This window comes from Pectobacterium odoriferum, assembly GCF_009931295.1.
GTDB lineage: Bacteria > Pseudomonadota > Gammaproteobacteria > Enterobacterales > Enterobacteriaceae > Pectobacterium > Pectobacterium odoriferum.
Genome location: NZ_CP034938.1, coordinates 2,969,410 through 2,987,696 on the forward strand (window position 1 = coordinate 2,969,410; position 18,287 = coordinate 2,987,696).

The following is an 18,287-nucleotide window of genomic DNA, read 5'->3' on the forward strand; positions in this document are numbered from 1 at the left end:
CTGCTGTATCAGTTAAAGGGTTTGAGGTCGACACGCGCCATCATTGCGGCCAACTGAGGACGATCGGTAATACCAACATTACTTTGGCTGACGGCCAGCGCTGAAACCGCCGTAGCCAAACGCAGAGTGTGCTCACTGGACTCACGCATTAATAAGCCATAAATCAACCCCCCAACCATGGAGTCGCCCGCACCTACCGTACTTACCACATCACAAGCCGGTGGTTTTGCTAGCCACGCGCCCGATGCATTCACCCACAGGGCGCCTTCCGCACCCAGTGAGATCACAACATGCGCGATACCCTGCTCACGCAGCGCGTGGGCGGCATCCACCACATCAGCCAGCGTAGGTAATTTACGCCCAGCCCATATCTCCAGCTCCCGGCGGTTTGGTTTCACCAACCAAGGAGAGGCTTTCAGTCCCGCCACCAGCGCTTCACGGCTGCTGTCGAAAATAATGCAAGGACACTGCGTGCGCAGACGCGACATCCAGTCGGTAAACGCATCAGGATCGACGCCAGCAGGCAGACTGCCGCTCACCGCGACCATGTCGAACTGCCCCAGCCAGCTCAGCGAGTCATTGACGAAACGCTGCCAATCCTGCTGTGTCACTTCAAAACCGGAAAAGTTGAAGTCAGTTACGTCGCCATCTTTTTCGGTTAATTTGACATTAATACGCGTACGTCCTGGCACAACCTGGAAACGGTTGGCAATGCCCAGCTCGCTGAACAATTGCTGAAAACCATCCTGATTGTCTTTACCCAGAAAGCCACCTACCGTGACATCAATCCCGAGATCTTTCAGCACCTTGGCAACGTTGATACCTTTGCCTGCGGCGTGCAGACCCGCTGTCTGAACCAGATTGACTTCGCCTTTCTCAACTTCTGGGCAATAGCCAACCAGGTCATAAGCTGGATTCAGGGTGATTGTGGCTACTCTCCTGCTCATGCTGCCCCCTCGCCCAAACCGGACGTAATCGCTTCGCCAATCGCGGCCAGTGCTTGTTCTGCATCGCTACCGCTCGCGGTGAAACGTAATTTGTGACCTTTCTTCACGCCCAGCGCGACGACTTTCATCAGGCTGCGGCCATTTGCCGGTTTGCCTGTGCCGTCCAGATTGGTGACGGTAATCTCACTGCTGAACTGCTTGATCACGTTCACCAGCATGGTGCCCGGACGCGCGTGCAGGCCGTGTTCGTTGCGAATGCTAAATTCTGCCGTCAGCACTTCGCTCTCTTCCGGTACGTCGCTGGTCAAAAGGGCCAGCAGCGTCGGCGCGTCAGCCGTCAGCAGACGTTCCGCTTTTTGCGCAATCAGCAGGTTGCTCAGGTAATCAATCGGCGCAAAAGCCTGATCGTCAGCCGCAGCTACCGTCACCAGTAAGGCGACGTTTTCGCCGTCAACGCTGAAAGGCGTAGCCGGACGTGCCACCGCAGCCGCGCTGCTGAGGTTACCGACAGCGCTATCGCTGAACCACACGCCTTGTCCCAAATTCAGCGGCTTATTGCTGACTGCGGTGCTGACGAAGCTGGCGTCTGCTGCACCAACCTGCTGAAGACGACCCGCATTTAGCGCTTGAAGCGTCAACAGATTATCGGTTGCCACATCCAGCGCGATCAGTGAGGTATCAAAGCGGAACTCCGCCAGTTGCTGCTCGCCCATCAGCAGGCTACGCAGTTCTTCTGCTGACGTTGTACTTGCCAGACGTGCCGCTACGCGATCGTCGCTCAGGACGTGGGTCAGTTGACGCAGCAACGCAAGGTGCTCATCAGAACGGGCTGCAATCCCCAACACCACGTAGGCGGTTTGATCTTCACCCCAGGAAATACCCTGAGGAAACTGAAATACTTGAACCCCGGTCTTCAATACCAGATCGCGGGTATCGGTTGTGCCGTGAGGGATAGCAATGCCGCTTCCCAAATAGGTGGATGTTTGCTGTTCGCGCTGTAGCATGCCGTCGACATACCCTGCGTTAACGCACCCGGCCTCGGTCAGTGCTGAAGCAACAAGCTGGATAGCTTCCTGCTTAGTACTGGCCGCTGCGCCCAAATGAATATCTTGCTGTGACAACTGGAACATGGCACTCCTCTCTTGCTGAAAGTTGAATCGTTTCAGCTTTTATGAGAAAAAAATGTGTCGATTGTTAGGGCGTTTCAAAAAAAATCCGCTGAAACGTTTCAAAAGTCTTATTCTATTACGCCATTTATGCAAGCTTTCTGCGCTGCTGACGTAACAGAATTTTGACATCACGCACATTTTAACGTGGATGACGCGCTGCCCGCCAACAAAAATCACCCAATGGCTGAAGCCGTGCTGACGAAAAATAATGAAACAAGATTTCTGTTTCATTATAAACCCGAGTACTATGTCGCGCTCGACAGCCTCTGCCTATTTTCCAAGCGCTATCAATTTATGTTCACTCCTGCAAACACAACGCGACGTCCGCTCGACCTGACATCGTCAGCATTTTTAGTTATAGCCTTCCTGACCGGAACGGCCGGTGCCCTGCAACTTCCTACGCTCAGCCTCTTTCTTTCCAGCGAAGTACAGGCTCGTCCTTTCTTAGTCGGGATGTTTTATACCGGCAGCGCGGTTATCGGCATTGTCGTCAGCCAAATGCTGGCTACGCGTTCGGATCGTCAGGGCGATCGCAAATCACTGATCTTCGTCTGCTGTCTGTTAGGCGCACTCGCCTGCATGCTGTTTGCATGGAACCGTAACTACTTTATTCTGCTCTTTATTGGCGTGTTACTGAGCAGCTTTGGCTCGACCGCTAACCCGCAGCTTTTTGCACTGGCGCGAGAGCACGCGGATAAAACCGGTCGTGAAGCGGCGATGTTCAGCTCCATTCTCCGCGCGCAAATTTCTCTCGCCTGGGTTGTCGGCCCGCCTATCGCCTTTGCGCTGGCACTGGGATTCGGCTTCACGACGATGTACCTGACCGCCGCTGTCGTCTTTATCTTGTGCGGCATTCTGGTCAAGCTCTTTCTGCCTTCCATGCCCAAAGCCGTGGAAAAGACCACCTCTACGCTGGAATCACCGCGCCGTAACCGCCGTGACACGCTCTTGTTGTTCGTGGCGTGTACCTTGATGTGGACCTGCAACGGCATTTACCTTATTAACATGCCACTATATCTAGTACATGAGCTGCATCTGCCAGAAAAACTAGCGGGCATCATGATGGGTGTAGCCGCAGGGTTGGAAATCCCGGTGATGCTGATTGCTGGCTACGTTGCCAAACGCTTCGGTAAACGCTTCCTGATGCGGCTTGCCGTTGCCTCGGGTTTGCCATTCTTCGGCGGCTTGCTGGTTCTTGATGGCGAAATGGCGCTGCTGGCGTTACAGGTACTGAACGCGATCTTTATTGGCATTCTGGCCGGAATCGGCATGCTTTACTTTCAGGACTTGATGCCCGGACAGGCAGGTGCGGCAACCACGCTGTTTACCAATACGACACGCGTTGGCTGGATCATCTCTGGCTCACTGGCTGGGATTGTTGCTGAAATCTGGAACTATCACGCCGTCTTCTTCTTCGCGCTGCTGATGATCACCGGTTCCATCTATTGTATGTGGCGCATCAAAGACGCCTGATCGCTGCACATTAAGGGGCGGTGTCGGCTTCCAGTTTCAGCAGGTAAATCATCGCCTCATCACGATGGCTGAAACACATATCCGCGCGCGGTTTTAGCCCCGCGCAAACCGCAGGCCGCAATGGAGAATGGAACAGCCCGCAACGCATCGCGTCATCAAGATGAATACAGGGCGTGTTTGCAGGCTTGCCGTGCGGCAGACCCGGCATCGGCGTTGAAATCGATGCCGCGATACAGCAGGCACCGCAATGGGGGCGACAGTCCATCAGCAAGCTCTCCGGTGGGCTGACAAGAAGTAGAGCGCGCCACCATAACAGCCCTTCTACCAAAAACCAATATAAGACCACGTATCTTATGCTTGCCTGAATTCTTCGGCGCGAGTAACGTGTCGCCACAAAAATCACACTCCTTATAGCAGGTACTTTTTATGGCAAGAGCGAACGAGATTAAACGCGGAATGGTCGTTAACTATAACGACAAGTTATTGCTGGTAAAGGACATTGACGTCCAGAGCCCTAGCGCCCGCGGAGCCAGCACGCTGTACAAAATGCGTTTTTCTGATGTCCGCACGGGTTTGAAAGTGGAAGAGCGTTTTAAAGGCGACGACATTATCGATACCATCACGCTGACGCGCCGCACGGTTACTTTCTCCTATATTGACGGCGACGAATACGTCTTTATGGATGATGAGGACTACACTCCTTACCTCTTCAAAAAAGATCAAATAGAAGAAGAGCTGCTGTTTATCCCTGAAGGCGGGATGCCGGGAATTCAGGTATTGAGCTGGGACGGCCAAATCATCGCGCTGGAACTGCCACAAACGGTCGATCTGGAAATTGTTGAGACGGCACCGGGCATTAAAGGTGCCTCCGCCAGTTCACGCAACAAACCTGCGACCATGAGCACCGGTCTGGTTATTCCTGTTCCAGAATATCTGAGCGCAGGTGAAAAGATCCGCATTCATATTCCAGAACGTCGCTACATGGGTCGCGCAGACTAACAGTCTACATTGTGCTTTCCGCACAATACTTGTCGCCGGATGACCAATCCGGCACACGTCAACCCTCCCCCGCATTAGGAGCCTGCCATGCTAACGAAAGTCAATTTGATTACGGGATTTCTCGGTAGTGGAAAAACCACCACGATTCGTCATCTTCTATCGCAAAAGCCTGAGGACGAAGTTTGGGCGGTGCTGGTCAATGAATTCGGCGAAGTGGGCATTGACGGTGCGTTACTGGCGGACAGCGGTGCCGTCCTGAAAGAAATTCCCGGCGGCTGCATGTGCTGCGTGAACGGCTTGCCGATGCAGGTTGGCCTGAATATGCTGCTGCAACAGAAAAAGCCTCATCGGTTGCTCATCGAACCCACGGGGCTCGGCCATCCGAAACAAATTCTCTCCTTGCTAACGAGTGATATCTATCAGCCCTGGCTGACATTACAGGCTACGCTGTGTCTGCTGGATGCACGTCAGCTAAGAGAGACCCGTTACACGGAAAATGAGAACTTCCGCGATCAGCTTGCCGCCGCTGACATTATTATCGCCAACAAGCGCGATACTTATACCGCCGACGATCTCGCGGCCTTACAACAGTGGCAGCAGGCAAGCGGCAATGGTCGGCAAATTATCGAGGCTAGTCAGGGAAACGTTGACCGGCAGCAGCTCGACCAACTGCGCCCCCATTCATCGCAAGAACGTATACGCGAACTTCCAGATGGTGCACATCACCACGCGCATCAGCCCAAAAATGGCTTGGCCGCGCTGCAATTACTGGGTGGGCAACCCTGGCGCCGCTCTCTCAATCAGGGACAGGGTTACCACGCCTGCGGCTGGATATTCGCACCTGAAACCGCTTTTGATACCGCCGCGCTGCTGGACTGGGTCCGCCTTTCTCCCGTGAGTCGGGTTAAAGGGGTAATGCGTATAAAAGAAGGGACGCTCGTCGTGAACCGTCAGGGACACGATCTTCATATAGAAACCCGATCGGCAGCACCGATTGATAGCCGTATCGAAGTCATTAATGAAACACCAGCAGAATGGAATACGTTACAAGCCTCATTGTTAAAGGCTCGTTTAACTAACGTGGACTAAACTGGAGTTTTTTCATCTTTGTTTGGATGTTTTGCCTTATGTCATTTGCTCGTTTTTCTTCTATTTTAATGCTCAATGTATTGGGCATCGGCCTATTTTTATCCTGGTATCTACCGGAAAATCATGGTTTTTGGCTCACGCTCGACAGCCATATCTTTTTCTATTTCAACCGCCTCTTGGTTGATAGCCCGACGTTTTTACATCTGGTTGCTATTACGAATAACCGCGCGTTTGACGGCTGTGCGCTCGTTGCGATGGGGTTGCTGTACCTGTCGTTTTATCTAAAAGCTACGCCCACAGAACGTCGCCGTTTGTTGATCCTCGGTTTTGTCATGCTGTTAACTGCCGTCGTGCTGAATCAGGCAGGACATTTATTACCGGTGCAACACGCCAGCCCGACCCTCTATTTTAGTGATGTCAACCGCGTTTCAGATTTAACCGGTATTCCGACCAAAGATGCTTCATCTGACAGCTTCCCCGGCGACCATGGCATGATGCTGATGATCTTTGCTGCTTTTATGCTGCGCTATTTTACCCGTACCGCTTTCGCTATCGGTCTGGCCATCATGGTGATTTTCTCATTGCCTCGCATCATGATTGGTGCACATTGGTTTACCGATATTGCCGTCGGTTCGCTCTCCGTTGTTCTAGTCGGGCTAAGCTGGTGGCTATTAACACCAGCAAGCGATGCCGCTATTGCCCTGTTAAACCGACTATTACCTAAAAAATCGACAGTATAAATTCACATGATTTCAGATTTTTTACATCGACATTTTTTAGCTGAACACATCATTAAATCTTATAAATAAAATAGTTAAAACTGCTCGCAATCCTGCTGCTGTTACGGTAGTCTCGTTCAAGTTTGCTTTTTAGCGCACACTGAACTAGCGGCGGCAAGAGAAATAATGTGCATTCCGGCACACTTTCGCCGATGAGTGTTTGGCTAAGAAGAAACTCTGATTTAGTCTGAGTCTCGTTTTCGTTTGGCATTTATACCCCAATGAAATGGGGATACTACATAGCGATATTTATCGTTAAGGACAGCAAGGGAACATAACAACAATGGTCAAGTCTCAACCGATTCTGAGATATATCTGGCGGGCAGTGCCTGCCGTCGCGGTAGCAATGATGCTCTCCGCCTGTGGAAGTAATAGTGCATACAACAATAAAGCTCAAACTGATATGCATGCAGTTAATGATAAAGATGGTCTTTTACTGCAAGCCTCTCAGGATGAATTTGAAGCACTGGTTCGTAACGTGGACATCAAGTCTAAATTACTTAACCAATATGCCAGTTGGAAAGGTGTTCGTTACCGTTTAGGCGGTGATAGTCGCCGTGGCATTGACTGCTCAGCTTTCGTTCAGCGCACCTTCCGCGAACAGTTTGGTATGGATTTACCGCGTTCAACCTATGAACAGCAAGAGATGGGCCAGCAAATTCAGCGCAGCAAATTGCGCGTTGGGGATCTTGTTCTGTTCCGTGCAGGTTCAACCGGGCGCCACGTTGGCATTTATCTCGGCAACGATCAGTTCGTCCACGCGTCAACCAGCAGTGGTGTCATCATTTCTAAAATGACCGAAGACTACTGGAATAAGCGTTATCAGGAAGGACGCCGTGTCCTGAGTAAAGGAAAAACCAGCTAAACAATATCGCTCCCTTGCTGTGATATTGTTTTATTAGTAAAAGAACCTTGCTGTTAGCCAACGAAACCAGACAACATCAACGCCGCTTATCACCATAAGCGGCGTTTTTTATTTCACCATGATGACCCAGTTCCGAAATTCGCTCGACTCTATCTGGACTTGCCCCAGCAGGACTATCAAAATCTTAGGGTGATACCTGACCACACTGTCGGACGGATTGCGTCATGCAATGCCCTGTGCTTCTTCCAAGATCCAGTCCACAAACGCCTTGACCTCTTGCCGCTGCATGGCGCCCGGTTTCGTCACCACATAATAGGCGAACCGCGCGGGCCACGGCTTGTCGAGCACCTGCACCAAGCGCCCCGCAGCAATTTCATCTTCCGCATACTCTAACGGCACTAACGCGAGTCCCTGGCCAGCTTCCGCCGCACGGATCAACAGGAAGTCATCCTCAAACGCTGTTCCTCGCTCGGCGCGAGGGTCTTCTGCAACCCCATGCGCAGCAAGCCAAAGCGGCCAGTCTGCACGATCGCTATCGTGTAACAACGGGTAAGCCAGGCAATCTTCAGGTTCTTTGAGTGTAGCATCCGTAGTAACCAATCCAGGACAAGCCACCGGCACCAGTACAGGTGCCATCAGCCGGGTAACATCCAGACCAGGGTAGACACCCAACCCATGTCGCAGTGCGACATCGACACGATCTCGCCGCATGTCTACCACAGCCGAGGTCGCCTCGACCCGTACCTCGATGTGCGGATAGCGATGGTTGAATCGGCCCAAACGCGGCACTAGCCATGATGCTGCAAAAGTGGCAACCGTGCTGACTGTCAGGGTCTGGCGGGCCTTAATCTGATCTAAAGTCTGCACTGCCTTTTCGATTTGCTCAAAAGCCTGAAGCAGCGAGGGATGAACATCAGCCCCCGCCTCAGTGAGCCGCAGCCCCTGCCGCTCTCGTGTGAAAAGCACCACCCCTACCCGCTCTTCCAGCACCCGAATCTGTTGGCTAACTGCGCCAGACGTTACGTTCAGTGCTTCAGCCGCAGCCTTGATGCTACCTCGCTGCCCAACCTCAACAAAGGTGCGCAACGCCAACAGTGGGAGCGATATTGTCATCAGATTTAGTTTTCCTAAATTTCAAGAGAAGAAATGATCGTTTCCGATAACGGAGATTAGCGCCCATCATACCGCCTGTTTAGAAGCAATAGATAGGTTTAGATAAAGTATATTAACTTGGGGGCTTATATGAACAATCCACGCTGGCGACTTTGCCTGATTCTGCTTTGCACGACGCAGTTCGTCGCCTTACTCGACTTCTCCATCACCATGATTCCCTTGCCGCAGATTCAGGACAGCCTAGGCTTCACGCCGGGCGCCTTGCAGTGGGTCATTAATGCCTATGGTGTAGCCATTGCAGGGTTCCTACTGCTGGGTGGGCGTGCCGCCGATATGTTTGGCCGTCGGCGCATGTTCCTGATTGGGCTGGCAATCTTTACTGTCGGTTCTTTGCTTGGCGGTTTCTCACAGAGCCCTATGATGCTGATCGCCACCCGCGCCTTACAGGGATTTGGCGCTGCATTGTTTTCACCCTCTGCATTTTCATTACTTCTGGCCGTGTTTCCCGAACAGAAGCAGCGTAACCGTGCGCTTGGGGCCTGGACAGCTGTAGCGGCCAGTGGGTTTGTCGCGGGTCTGATTCTGGGCGGCATCATTACCGACCTGATGGGCTGGCGCTGGGTGTTGTGGATCAACGTCCCTGTCGGCCTGTTGGTCATCGCCTTGGCTGGTGCCTTACCGCATGGTAAGCCCGAGACCAAGACAGTTGCCCGACAATTGGACATTGGGGGTGCGCTGTTGGTCGCCGCAGGTGCCGCAACATTGGTCTATGCCTTTGCCAATAGCGAGCATGTCGGTCTGTCTTCTCCTATCACATTCGGGCTAATCGGTCTGGCTTTGGGATTGCTGGCGCTGTTCATCTGGGTGGAAAGTAAGGTTGAAGCTCCGTTGATGCCTCTCTCTATCTTCTGGCGGCGTATGACGGGAGGGGCCAATCTGGTGTCATTGCTGGCGAATACCGCTCTAGGCCCGACCTTCGTGGTCATTGCGCTCTACATGCAGGAAATCCTAGGCTTCACCGCCACGCAGACAGGGCTGGGGCTGCTCCCGATGGCAACGGCCTTCACGCTGGCCAGTGCCTGGGGTGGCCCAGCACTGATCGCCAAGATGGACACCAAACCCGTCATTCTGGGCGGCCTGACGTTGTTCATCGGCGGGCTAGCTTTGCTGGGCGCATCACTGACGTCTGATGCCTCATGGAGCACATCCATCCTGCCCGGCACCCTGTTGGCAGGCATCGGTTACGGCATCGCATTCCCCGCTTGGACGGTGGCCGGTATCGAAGGGATTGATGCCGTCGATCACGGTGTAGCTGGCGGCATGCTCACGACAACACAAGAGGTCGGTTCCGCCATCGGCTTGGCAGTTGGCGTCGCCGTCAGCATCGCGGTGCTCGCTAATGGGGGCAGCGCTGCGCAAGGCTTCAGCTATGCCGTCTTAGTGTCTGCTAGCTTGGTAGTGGTCGGTTTAGCCTGCGCGGCGCTTGTCCTGCCGAGTAAGACGGCCGTTGTGGAGGTTGCACGATGATTCAGCTTTACACCGACAGTTCGCCCAACGGCTTCAAGATCACCATTGCTCTGGAAGAACTAGGCTTACCGTACACCTTGCACCACATCCACATCGACAATGGGGAACACCGGAAATCCGAGTTCCTGCGTCTCAATCCGCACGGGCGTATTCCTGTGATCAAAGACGACGAAACAGGCATTACCTTGTTCGAGTCCGCAGCCATCCTGCTGTATCTGGCCGAAAAAACCGGGCAGCTACTTCCGGCAGAGCCCAAGAAACGCTGGGAGGCCATCCAATGGCTGGTATTTCACGCGGCAAGCGTTGGGCCGATCCTGGGTCAGAGGGTGCATTTTGAGCTGTTCGCCCAAGATAGGCAGCCCGCCAACATCGCACGCTATCGTCACCTGACCCATGACGCGTTTGCCACATTAGATGCCCGACTGGTCGAACACCCTTATCTGGCTGGCGATGACTATTCCATCGCAGATATCGCCCACTTCGGTTGGACGCACATTGCGCGAGTCATCGATTTTGACTTCAGTGCATATCGGCACCTGACTGACTGGCATGAGCGTGTGGCGGCAAGACCCGCCGTGCGCAAGGGCATCACGCTCCCCGCCCCCGCAACGGGCGCATGAATCAGAGACTACGCAAGGATATACTAATCATGACAGCTATCCAGGTTTCAGGCGGTGCTTCTTTTGCCGCATTTTCCACACATCTGGGTTATCGGCGGATGTTCGCTCCTGACCGATTGACCATCGGAATCTTCTTGCCGCTACGCTTCTACAAAGGTGACATGCGTGTGTTGGCTGGGCAAGCGGACCTGGTGACGGACATCGACCGTCGCGGCTTCGCCGCCGTATGGGTGCGCGATGTGCCGCTGTTTGACCCGTCATTCGGCGATGCAGGACAGGTATTCGATCCTTTCACCTATCTGGCTTTCCTTGCAGCAAAAACGCAGAGGATTGCGCTGGCAACAGGCAGCGCAGTCTTTTCCCTACGTCATCCGATCGACCTAGCCAAGGCATCTACGACCATCGACCAGCTATCGGGTGGCAGATTGGTGATGGGCATCGCCTCCGGTGACCGAGCCAGCGAGTTTCCCGCGTATGGACTAGAACATAGTGAGCGCGGCGAACGATTTTCGCAGACAGTGGCGTACTTTCGCCAGTTGATGCAAGCGGCCACCCCGTCTATTGATTCTCCTCTGGGCCGAATCGACGGTGCAGAGTTCTTACCCAAGCCCACCACTGGCGCAATTCCGCTAATCGTTACCAGTTCGTCCGGCCAGTCCCTAGCATGGATCGCCGATCATGCAGATGGCTGGCTGACCTATCCCGAAGCTACACACAACCGTCAGGGGCCACAACGCCTGGCAGAAAAGATCCGAGCCTGGCGCAACCTGATTCCCGATGGTGGATTCCGGCCGCACATGACCAACGAATGGCTAGACTTGGTAGACGACCCCGATCACCCGCGCACCCCATTGCGTGGTGGCTATGTTTTGCGCACGGGACGTAAAGGTCTCATCGCTTTGCTGGAGGAATGGCAACAAGCAGGTGTCAACCATGCTGCGCTGGGTATTCAGTTCTCGGAGCGGCCAGCCGCGGAGGTCATTCAAGAGTTGGCTGAGGACGTACTACCACATTTCCCATCGCACGAGGCGTCGCCAGTGCTCGCAACTCCGTGGTGATAGCCTGAATGAGGGGGTCTTTGCGCCCCCATTAAACTGGCATTTGTAGACGAACCCTTCCGATTTAAAGCCCCCAAATACCGCAGCTTCCCCCTCTTCTGCGGCATACTGCGCAAAATATGACTGACTCAACAACCTGAAACATTAGCAGGCCGTGATTAAGGTAGGATTATCACCTGATTTCATGATAAAAAGAAAACACGTAACTTCCCGATGGGAATGTTAATTATTTCAAGAACTTTATGCCGCGAAAATCGGCATTGTTGACGTTACGATATGGTGTGTCCACATCAGACGATGCCTAGCCAGATAACGTCCACTCGCAGGAGATTACCGTCAGATGTTAAAGCGCGTTATCGCTGCCGTATTGCTTTGCACGGCCCATCTTGGTGCGTATGCCGAGACGACTGAAAACAGCACCAGCTTTGCACTTTTGGGGGATCCCAAATATGCCGAGAACTTCAGCCATTTTGATTACGTCAATCCTGATGCTCCCAAAGGCGGTAGCATCACCCTCAGCTCATTGGGTACCTTTGACAATTTCAACCGTTACGCGCTACGTGGCGTGGCAGCGGCACGAACTAACCGCCTCTACGATTCGCTCTTTGTCTCCTCTGATGACGAACCCGGCAGCTATTATCCGCTGGTCGCCCTGACGACACGTCATTCGGCGGATTTCCGCTGGATTGAGATCGAGATAAATCCCAAAGCCCGCTTTCATGACGGTTCACCCATCACCGCTGCTGACGTCGCGTTTACCTACAACATGTTTATGACGCAGGGCGTGCCACAGTTTCGCCTCTATTTTAAAGATGTCACCGCCAAGGCCGTTGCACCGCTGACCGTACGCTTCGATTTTCCCGTATCCGACAAAAACCGCATGTTCAGTCTGATGACATTGCCTATCATGCCAGAGAAATTCTGGAAGAATCATAAACTCAGCGATCCGCTATCGTATCCACCTCCGGCCAGTGGGCCTTACCGCATCACCGCCTATCGTACCGGACAATATGTCACCTACTCTCGCGTGAAAGACTATTGGGGTGCCGACTTGCCAGTAAATAAAGGCCAGTACAATTTCGATAAAATCCGCTACGACTACTATCTCGACGACAGCGTTGCACTGGAAGCCTTTAAAGCTGGCGCTTTCGATCTGCGTGAAGAAGGCTCGCCAAAGCATTGGGCGACGCAATATCAGGGCGGCAACTTTGCGCGCGGCTACATCATCAAACAGGATCAGGTCAACCAATCCGCTCAGGATACGCGCTGGCTGGCATTCAATATCCAGCGACCGCTGTTTCAGGATCGCCGAGTTCGTCAGGCGTTAGCACTGGCATTTGACTTCAACTGGATGAACAAGGCGCTGTATTACAACGCCTATCAACGTACCGACAGCTATTTCCAGAATACAGAGTATGCTGCTAAAGGCGAACCCAGTGCAGAGGAACTGGCATGGTTGACGCCGCTGAAGGACAAGGTGCCAGCCGAGGTTTTTGGCCCCAGTTATCAACCGCCCTCCTCCGACGGAAGCGGCTATGATCGGCAAAACTGGCTGAAGGCACTCAAGCTGCTAGAAGAGGCTGGCTGGGAATTGAAAGATCAAAAGTTGGTCAATAGCAAAACCGGACAGCCGTTTACCTTTGAACTGCTATTGCCCAGCGCTGGCAACTCGCAGTATGTCCTGCCCTTTCAGCAGAGCCTGAAAAAGCTGGGCATCACCATGAACGTACGTAACATCGACAGCACGCAGTTTAACAACCGTATCCGTAAGCGGGATTTCGATATGACGGCCACGGTTTACAGCGCATTCCTTTACCCCAGTGATGACCTGCAAATCCGCTGGAGCTCGCAGTATATCGATTCGACCTACAACAGACCGGGCGTCAGCGATCCCGCGATTGATTCTCTCATCGAGGAAATCGTTAAGCATCAAGGGCAGAAAGTCCCCCTGCTGTCATTAGGCCGCGCGCTGGACAGGGTCTTGACCTGGAATCAGCTCATGATCCCGATGTGGTATTTCAATCATGACCGTTTCGCCTATTGGAACAAGTTTGCCATGCCTGCTGTACGCCCGGCCTATTCGCTTGGCTTTGATGGCTGGTGGTTTGACACCAAACAGGCGGCTACGCTGCCCGCAGAGCGACGTTAAGGAATAAAAATGGGAACGTATCTGTTACGCCGCCTCTTGCTGGTCATTCCAACCCTGTGGGCGATCATCACAATTAATTTCTTCATTGTGCAAATTGCCCCCGGCGGCCCGGTAGATCAAGCCATCGCGGCAATTGAAATGGGACACGGCAGTGGTTACACCGCCAGTAGCGGAATGGATGCCGGAATGGCACGAACAGGCACCAGCGGCGCACCGAATATCGAGAACGCTTACCGAGGTTCGCGCGGGCTTGACCCAGAAGTCATCGAGGAAATCACCAAGCGCTATGGCTTCGATAAGCCGATCCATGAACGTTATTTTACCCTGCTGTGGGATTACGTGCGTTTTGACTTCGGCGACAGCCTGTTCCGGGGTTCTTCGGTGATGCAACTCATTAAAGAGAGTATGCCGGTTTCTATCACGCTGGGGCTGTGGAGTACGCTGATTGTTTACCTGATTTCCATTCCGCTTGGCATCAAAAAAGCCGTGAAGAACGGCACACCGTTCGACACCTGGAGCAGCACGTTAATCATTATCGGCTATGCCATTCCCGCGTTTTTGTTTGCGATCATTTTGATTGTACTGTTCGCAGGCGGCAGTTATCTGGACTGGTTCCCGCTTCGAGGGCTGGTTTCCAGCAATTTTGACACCCTACCGTGGTACAGCAAGATTACCGATTACTTGTGGCATATCGCCCTACCGGTTCTGGCTTCCGTCATTGGCGGTTTCGCCACCTTAACCATGCTCACCAAGAACTCCTTTATGGATGAGATTCGCAAGCAGTACGTGGTTACCGCGCGCGCTAAAGGGCTGGATGAAAAGAGCATTCTCTACCGCCACGTGTTCCGTAATGCCATGCTGCTAGTCATTGCAGGTTTCCCCGCCACGTTTATCAGTATGTTTTTCACCGGTTCGCTGCTGATTGAGGTGATGTTCTCGCTCAACGGGCTCGGCTTGTTGGGCTATGACGCCACGCTGCAACGTGACTATCCTGTCATGTTCGGCACGCTGTACATTTTCACGCTGATCGGCTTATTGCTGAATATCGTCAGCGACATAACCTATACGCTGGTGGATCCGCGGATCGATTTTGAGGGACGCCAATGAGCCGCTTAAGCCCGATTAATCAGGCGCGCTGGGCGCGTTTTAAAAGTAATCGTCGCGGTTACTGGTCGCTGTGGATTTTCATGGTGCTGTTTATCGTCAGCCTATTTTCCGAACTGATCGCCAATGACAAACCGCTGCTGGTGAAGTATGACGGCCAGTTCTATACGCCGGTGCTTGTTGACCACAGCGAGCGGACGTTCGGCGGACAGTTGGATACCACCGCTGACTTCCGCGATCCTTATATCGCCAAGCATATCAGCAGCCACGGCTGGGCTATTTGGCCGCTGATTCACTACAGCTACGACACCATAAACTACGCCACGACAGCGTCCTTCCCCTCTGCACCAGACGGGCAGAACTGGCTGGGCACGGACAGTCAGGGGAAAGACGTGGTCGCCCAGGTAATGTACGGCTTCCGTATCTCACTGCTATTCGGTCTGGCGCTCACGATCCTGTCCAGCGTGATTGGTATCGTCGTCGGGGCGACGCAGGGCTATTACGGCGGACGTTTCGACCTATGGGGGCAACGTTTTATCGAAGTCTGGTCCGGCATGCCGACGCTATTTCTGATTATCTTGCTGTCCAGCGTGATTCAGCCGGATTTTTGGTGGTTATTAGGCATTACCGTGCTTTTCGGCTGGATGAGTCTGGTTGGCGTGGTACGGGCGGAATTTCTGCGTACCCGAAATTTTGACTATATTCGTGCGGCGCAGGCGATGGGCGTCAGCGACCGTGCCATTATGTTCCGCTGCATGCTGCCAAACGCGATGGTCGCTACGCTGACCTATCTGCCCTTTATTCTTTGCGGCTCGATTACCACGCTGACATCGCTGGATTTTCTCGGCTTTGGTCTGCCGATGGGCTCGCCATCACTAGGCACCTTATTGTTGGAAGGGAAAAATAACCTTCAGGCACCGTGGCTGGGCATTACCGTATTTATGGTGCTTTCCATCGTGCTTTCCTTACTCATTTTTATCGGCGAAGCGGTGCGCGACGCCTTTGACCCCAGCAAGGCGCATTAATATGTCCAGTTCACCTTTATTGCAGATAGATAATCTCAGCATTGCCTTCCGCAAAGGCGGTCAGGAGCAGCGCGTTGTCGACCAGCTTTCACTGGCGGTAAACGCAGGTGAGACGCTGGCGCTGGTCGGTGAATCAGGTTCGGGGAAAAGCGTCACCGCGCTATCGGTGTTGCGCTTGCTCCCCTCCCCGCCCGTGGTTTATCCGCAAGGGGATATCCGCTTTGCGGGGCAATCGTTGCTGCACGCCGATGAAAAAACACTGCGTCAGATACGTGGCAATCGGATCGCGATGATCTTTCAGGAACCAATGGTGTCGCTTAACCCTTTGCAAAGCATCGAGAAACAGCTGATTGAGGTGCTTTCGCTCCATCGGGGCATGCTCACCGAGGCCGCCCGCAGCGAAGTCATCACCTGTCTGGATCGCGTGGGTATTCGGCAGGCTAAAAGTCGATTGAATGATTTCCCGCACCAGCTTTCCGGCGGGGAACGCCAGCGCGTCATGATTGCGATGGCGCTGCTGACACAGCCGGATTTGCTGATTGCCGACGAACCCACAACGGCGCTAGACGTGACCGTTCAGGCGCAAATATTAAAATTGCTGAACGAGCTGAAGCAGGAACTGGGGATGAGTTTACTGTTCATCACCCACAACCTGAATATTGTCCGTCAGTTGGCAGATAACGTGTCGGTTATGAAAGCGGGTCAGGCAGTGGAACACAATAGCTGCCAGCAGCTTTTCAGCGCACCGCAGCACCCCTACACGCGCCAGTTGCTGGATGCGGAGCCGTCGGGCGAGCCGCTTCCGGTAACGGATGACGGCGAACCTCTTTTGCGGGTGGAAAAACTGCACGTTTCGTTTCCCATCAAACGTGGCCTTTTGCGCCGTACCGTTGACGAAAAGCAGGTAGTGAGCAATATCAATTTCACCTTGCGACGTGGCGAAAGTCTGGGTCTGGTGGGGGAATCCGGCTCAGGAAAAAGCACGACTGGATTAGCGCTGCTGCGCCTAATTCAATCACGCGGCGATATCTGGTTTGACGGCCAGCCCTTGCAAGGACTAACCCGCAAGCAAATGCTGCCTTTCCGCCACCGGATTCAGGTTGTCTTTCAGGATCCAAATTCCGCGCTAAACCCGCGGCTGAATGTGGAGCAGATTATTGCGGAAGGATTGACCGTCCATCATAAGTTGAGCAAAGAGGTACGCGACCAGCGCGTGGTTGAGGCGATGCAGGAAGTCGGACTGGATCCCACAACCCGCTACCGCTATCCATCCGAGTTTTCCGGTGGTCAGCGTCAGCGTATCGCTATCGCTCGCGCCCTGATACTGCAACCCGAGCTGCTGATCCTCGATGAACCCACGTCATCGCTGGACAGAACGGTTCAGGCGCAAATTCTGGCGCTGCTGAAATCATTACAGGAAAAGCACAAAATCGCCTACCTGTTTATCAGCCATGACTTACAGGTTATCCGTTCTCTGTGCCACCAGGTTATTGTGTTGCGACAAGGCGAAGTGGTCGAACAGGGAGAATGCAAACAGGTATTCGCGCACCCTGCCAAACATTACACGCAGGAACTGCTACAGTTTTCATCCTACACGGTGGAAACGCAGTCGGAATAAAATGCGGGGATACCGCAGCGCCAATCTGCTGACGCTGCGATTTAAAAGGGATATTGTGCCGATACGGACTCAGCGATAGCGACACCGACATTCTTAAGACGGCACATTGCTGTGCTTTCATCATTGCGATGTAAAAACAGACACGGCTCGCCTTCCCATTCCAGAACGGCGCATTCAACCTGTATTTCAGACAGGGATTGATTCAGCTGGCGCATGATGTTCCATGCAATATCGCCATCGTGGCTCAATAGTTTGAGACCAATCAGGTTGTTTTCTTCTTCTCTGCCGCTCAGCGGAATCGGTTCAACATTGATACCTGTAAAACCCGATAACCAGCGATAACTTTGCGGCAAACGATGAACTACCGAAAGTTGGAAACTGTCCACTACTGTTTTCCTCAGGTAATAATTCACAAAATAGTAACATATTTATCATAGTAGCGTGTTCACACCATTTCTTGCCACTTTTAGCGAACAAAAAAACAACAAACACACTTTTTTCATATCGTGATAGTGGCTAACAGATTTTATTGCAAGGACTATTAATGCCAAATCGATCACGAATCTTTCTTCTTTTCCGGCTATATGTAACCTTTTCCATTTAATATCTCAACCCTTTTTAGCCCGTCCGTTCACTTTTGGGTCAAATATTTTACATTAACAAAACAAAAAACCATGCCTGGGTATCGCCTTAAGAAGGACAATGAGGAATAAGAGAGCACAGACTCAGATGCAGGAACACCTTTCCTGCAT

17 protein-coding genes are annotated in these 18,287 nt (G+C 53.0%); 12 read left to right on the plus strand and 5 right to left on the minus strand.

Features of this window, described 5'->3' with window-relative positions:
- Positions 1 to 8: 8 nt before the first annotated feature.
- Together fruK and fruB are read right to left on the minus strand one after the other, a co-directional pair.
- The gene (gene fruK / locus EO763_RS13225) at positions 9 to 947 is read right to left on the minus strand and encodes a 1-phosphofructokinase (protein WP_005967280.1); all 939 of its coding nucleotides are present in this window, start codon (positions 945 to 947) and stop codon (positions 9 to 11) included.
- The gene (gene fruB, locus EO763_RS13230) at positions 944 to 2,077 is read right to left on the minus strand and encodes a fused PTS fructose transporter subunit IIA/HPr protein (RefSeq protein ID WP_161529220.1); all 1,134 of its coding nucleotides are present in this window, start codon (positions 2,075 to 2,077) and stop codon (positions 944 to 946) included. The genes fruK and fruB overlap by 4 nt, the downstream gene beginning before the upstream one ends.
- 333 nt (positions 2,078 to 2,410) lie before the next feature.
- Here fruB and setB point away from each other — a divergent pair, with 333 nt between their 5' ends.
- On the plus strand, positions 2,411 to 3,589 hold the full coding sequence (gene setB / locus EO763_RS13235; RefSeq protein ID WP_161529221.1) for a sugar efflux transporter SetB: 1,179 nt from the start codon (positions 2,411 to 2,413) through the stop codon (positions 3,587 to 3,589).
- 10 nt (positions 3,590 to 3,599) lie between these two features.
- Here setB and EO763_RS13240 read toward each other — a convergent pair whose 3' ends face one another.
- Positions 3,600 to 3,854 carry a hypothetical protein gene (locus EO763_RS13240; protein ID WP_010294776.1) on the minus strand — a complete coding sequence of 85 codons (255 nt, stop codon included), beginning with the start codon at positions 3,852 to 3,854 and terminating at the stop codon, positions 3,600 to 3,602.
- 161 nt (positions 3,855 to 4,015) lie between these two features.
- Here EO763_RS13240 and yeiP point away from each other — a divergent pair, with 161 nt between their 5' ends.
- The 4 genes from yeiP to mepS all read left to right on the plus strand — a co-directional run bounded on the left by yeiP (position 4,016) and on the right by mepS (position 7,321).
- Positions 4,016 to 4,588: an elongation factor P-like protein YeiP gene (yeiP, locus tag EO763_RS13245; RefSeq protein WP_010277377.1), complete on the plus strand. Its 573-nt coding sequence runs from the start codon at positions 4,016 to 4,018 to the stop codon at positions 4,586 to 4,588.
- Positions 4,589 to 4,675: 87 nt separating this feature from the next.
- On the plus strand, positions 4,676 to 5,677 hold the full coding sequence (locus EO763_RS13250) for a CobW family GTP-binding protein (RefSeq protein WP_161529222.1): 1,002 nt from the start codon (positions 4,676 to 4,678) through the stop codon (positions 5,675 to 5,677).
- Positions 5,678 to 5,715: 38 nt separating this feature from the next.
- Complete coding sequence (locus tag EO763_RS13255) at positions 5,716 to 6,417, plus strand: phosphatase PAP2 family protein (protein ID WP_039532795.1); 702 nt, start codon at positions 5,716 to 5,718, stop codon at positions 6,415 to 6,417.
- A gap of 322 nt (positions 6,418 to 6,739) precedes the next feature.
- Positions 6,740 to 7,321 (plus strand): bifunctional murein DD-endopeptidase/murein LD-carboxypeptidase, encoded by a 582-nt coding sequence (gene mepS, locus EO763_RS13260; protein WP_039357661.1) that lies wholly within the window; start codon positions 6,740 to 6,742, stop codon positions 7,319 to 7,321.
- A 222-nt stretch (positions 7,322 to 7,543) separates the two neighbouring features.
- Here the strand turns inward: mepS and EO763_RS13265 are convergent, their stop codons facing one another.
- Positions 7,544 to 8,434, minus strand: a complete 891-nt coding sequence (locus EO763_RS13265) for a LysR substrate-binding domain-containing protein (protein ID WP_208851953.1) — start codon at positions 8,432 to 8,434, stop codon at positions 7,544 to 7,546.
- Positions 8,435 to 8,563: 129 nt separating this feature from the next.
- On the opposite strand from EO763_RS13265, the gene EO763_RS13270 reads away from it, so the two are divergent.
- The 7 genes from EO763_RS13270 (at position 8,564) to yejF (ending at position 17,535) form a co-directional block, all read left to right on the plus strand.
- Positions 8,564 to 9,961 (plus strand): MFS transporter, encoded by a 1,398-nt coding sequence (locus EO763_RS13270; RefSeq protein ID WP_161529223.1) that lies wholly within the window; start codon positions 8,564 to 8,566, stop codon positions 9,959 to 9,961.
- Positions 9,958 to 10,581, plus strand: a complete 624-nt coding sequence (locus EO763_RS13275) for a glutathione S-transferase family protein (RefSeq protein ID WP_161529224.1) — start codon at positions 9,958 to 9,960, stop codon at positions 10,579 to 10,581. The genes EO763_RS13270 and EO763_RS13275 overlap by 4 nt, the downstream gene beginning before the upstream one ends.
- 29 nt (positions 10,582 to 10,610) lie before the next feature.
- Positions 10,611 to 11,639 (plus strand): LLM class oxidoreductase, encoded by a 1,029-nt coding sequence (locus EO763_RS13280; RefSeq protein ID WP_161529225.1) that lies wholly within the window; start codon positions 10,611 to 10,613, stop codon positions 11,637 to 11,639.
- A 340-nt stretch (positions 11,640 to 11,979) separates the two neighbouring features.
- The gene (locus tag EO763_RS13285; protein WP_161529226.1) at positions 11,980 to 13,788 is read left to right on the plus strand and encodes an extracellular solute-binding protein; all 1,809 of its coding nucleotides are present in this window, start codon (positions 11,980 to 11,982) and stop codon (positions 13,786 to 13,788) included.
- Positions 13,789 to 13,797: 9 nt separating this feature from the next.
- A complete protein-coding gene (locus EO763_RS13290) occupies positions 13,798 to 14,895 on the plus strand; it encodes a microcin C ABC transporter permease YejB (protein WP_010294799.1) in 1,098 nt (365 codons plus the stop codon).
- The gene (locus EO763_RS13295; protein WP_161529227.1) at positions 14,892 to 15,917 is read left to right on the plus strand and encodes an ABC transporter permease; all 1,026 of its coding nucleotides are present in this window, start codon (positions 14,892 to 14,894) and stop codon (positions 15,915 to 15,917) included. Before EO763_RS13290 ends, EO763_RS13295 begins: the two co-directional genes overlap by 4 nt.
- Before the next feature lies 1 nt (position 15,918).
- A complete protein-coding gene (yejF, locus tag EO763_RS13300; protein WP_161529228.1) occupies positions 15,919 to 17,535 on the plus strand; it encodes a microcin C ABC transporter ATP-binding protein YejF in 1,617 nt (538 codons plus the stop codon).
- A 41-nt stretch (positions 17,536 to 17,576) separates the two neighbouring features.
- On the opposite strand, the gene EO763_RS13305 is transcribed toward yejF, so the two are convergent.
- Entirely contained in the window at positions 17,577 to 17,921 is a 345-nt protein-coding gene (locus tag EO763_RS13305; protein ID WP_039489995.1) for a YejG family protein, read from the minus strand.
- Positions 17,922 to 18,287 lie beyond the last annotated feature (366 nt).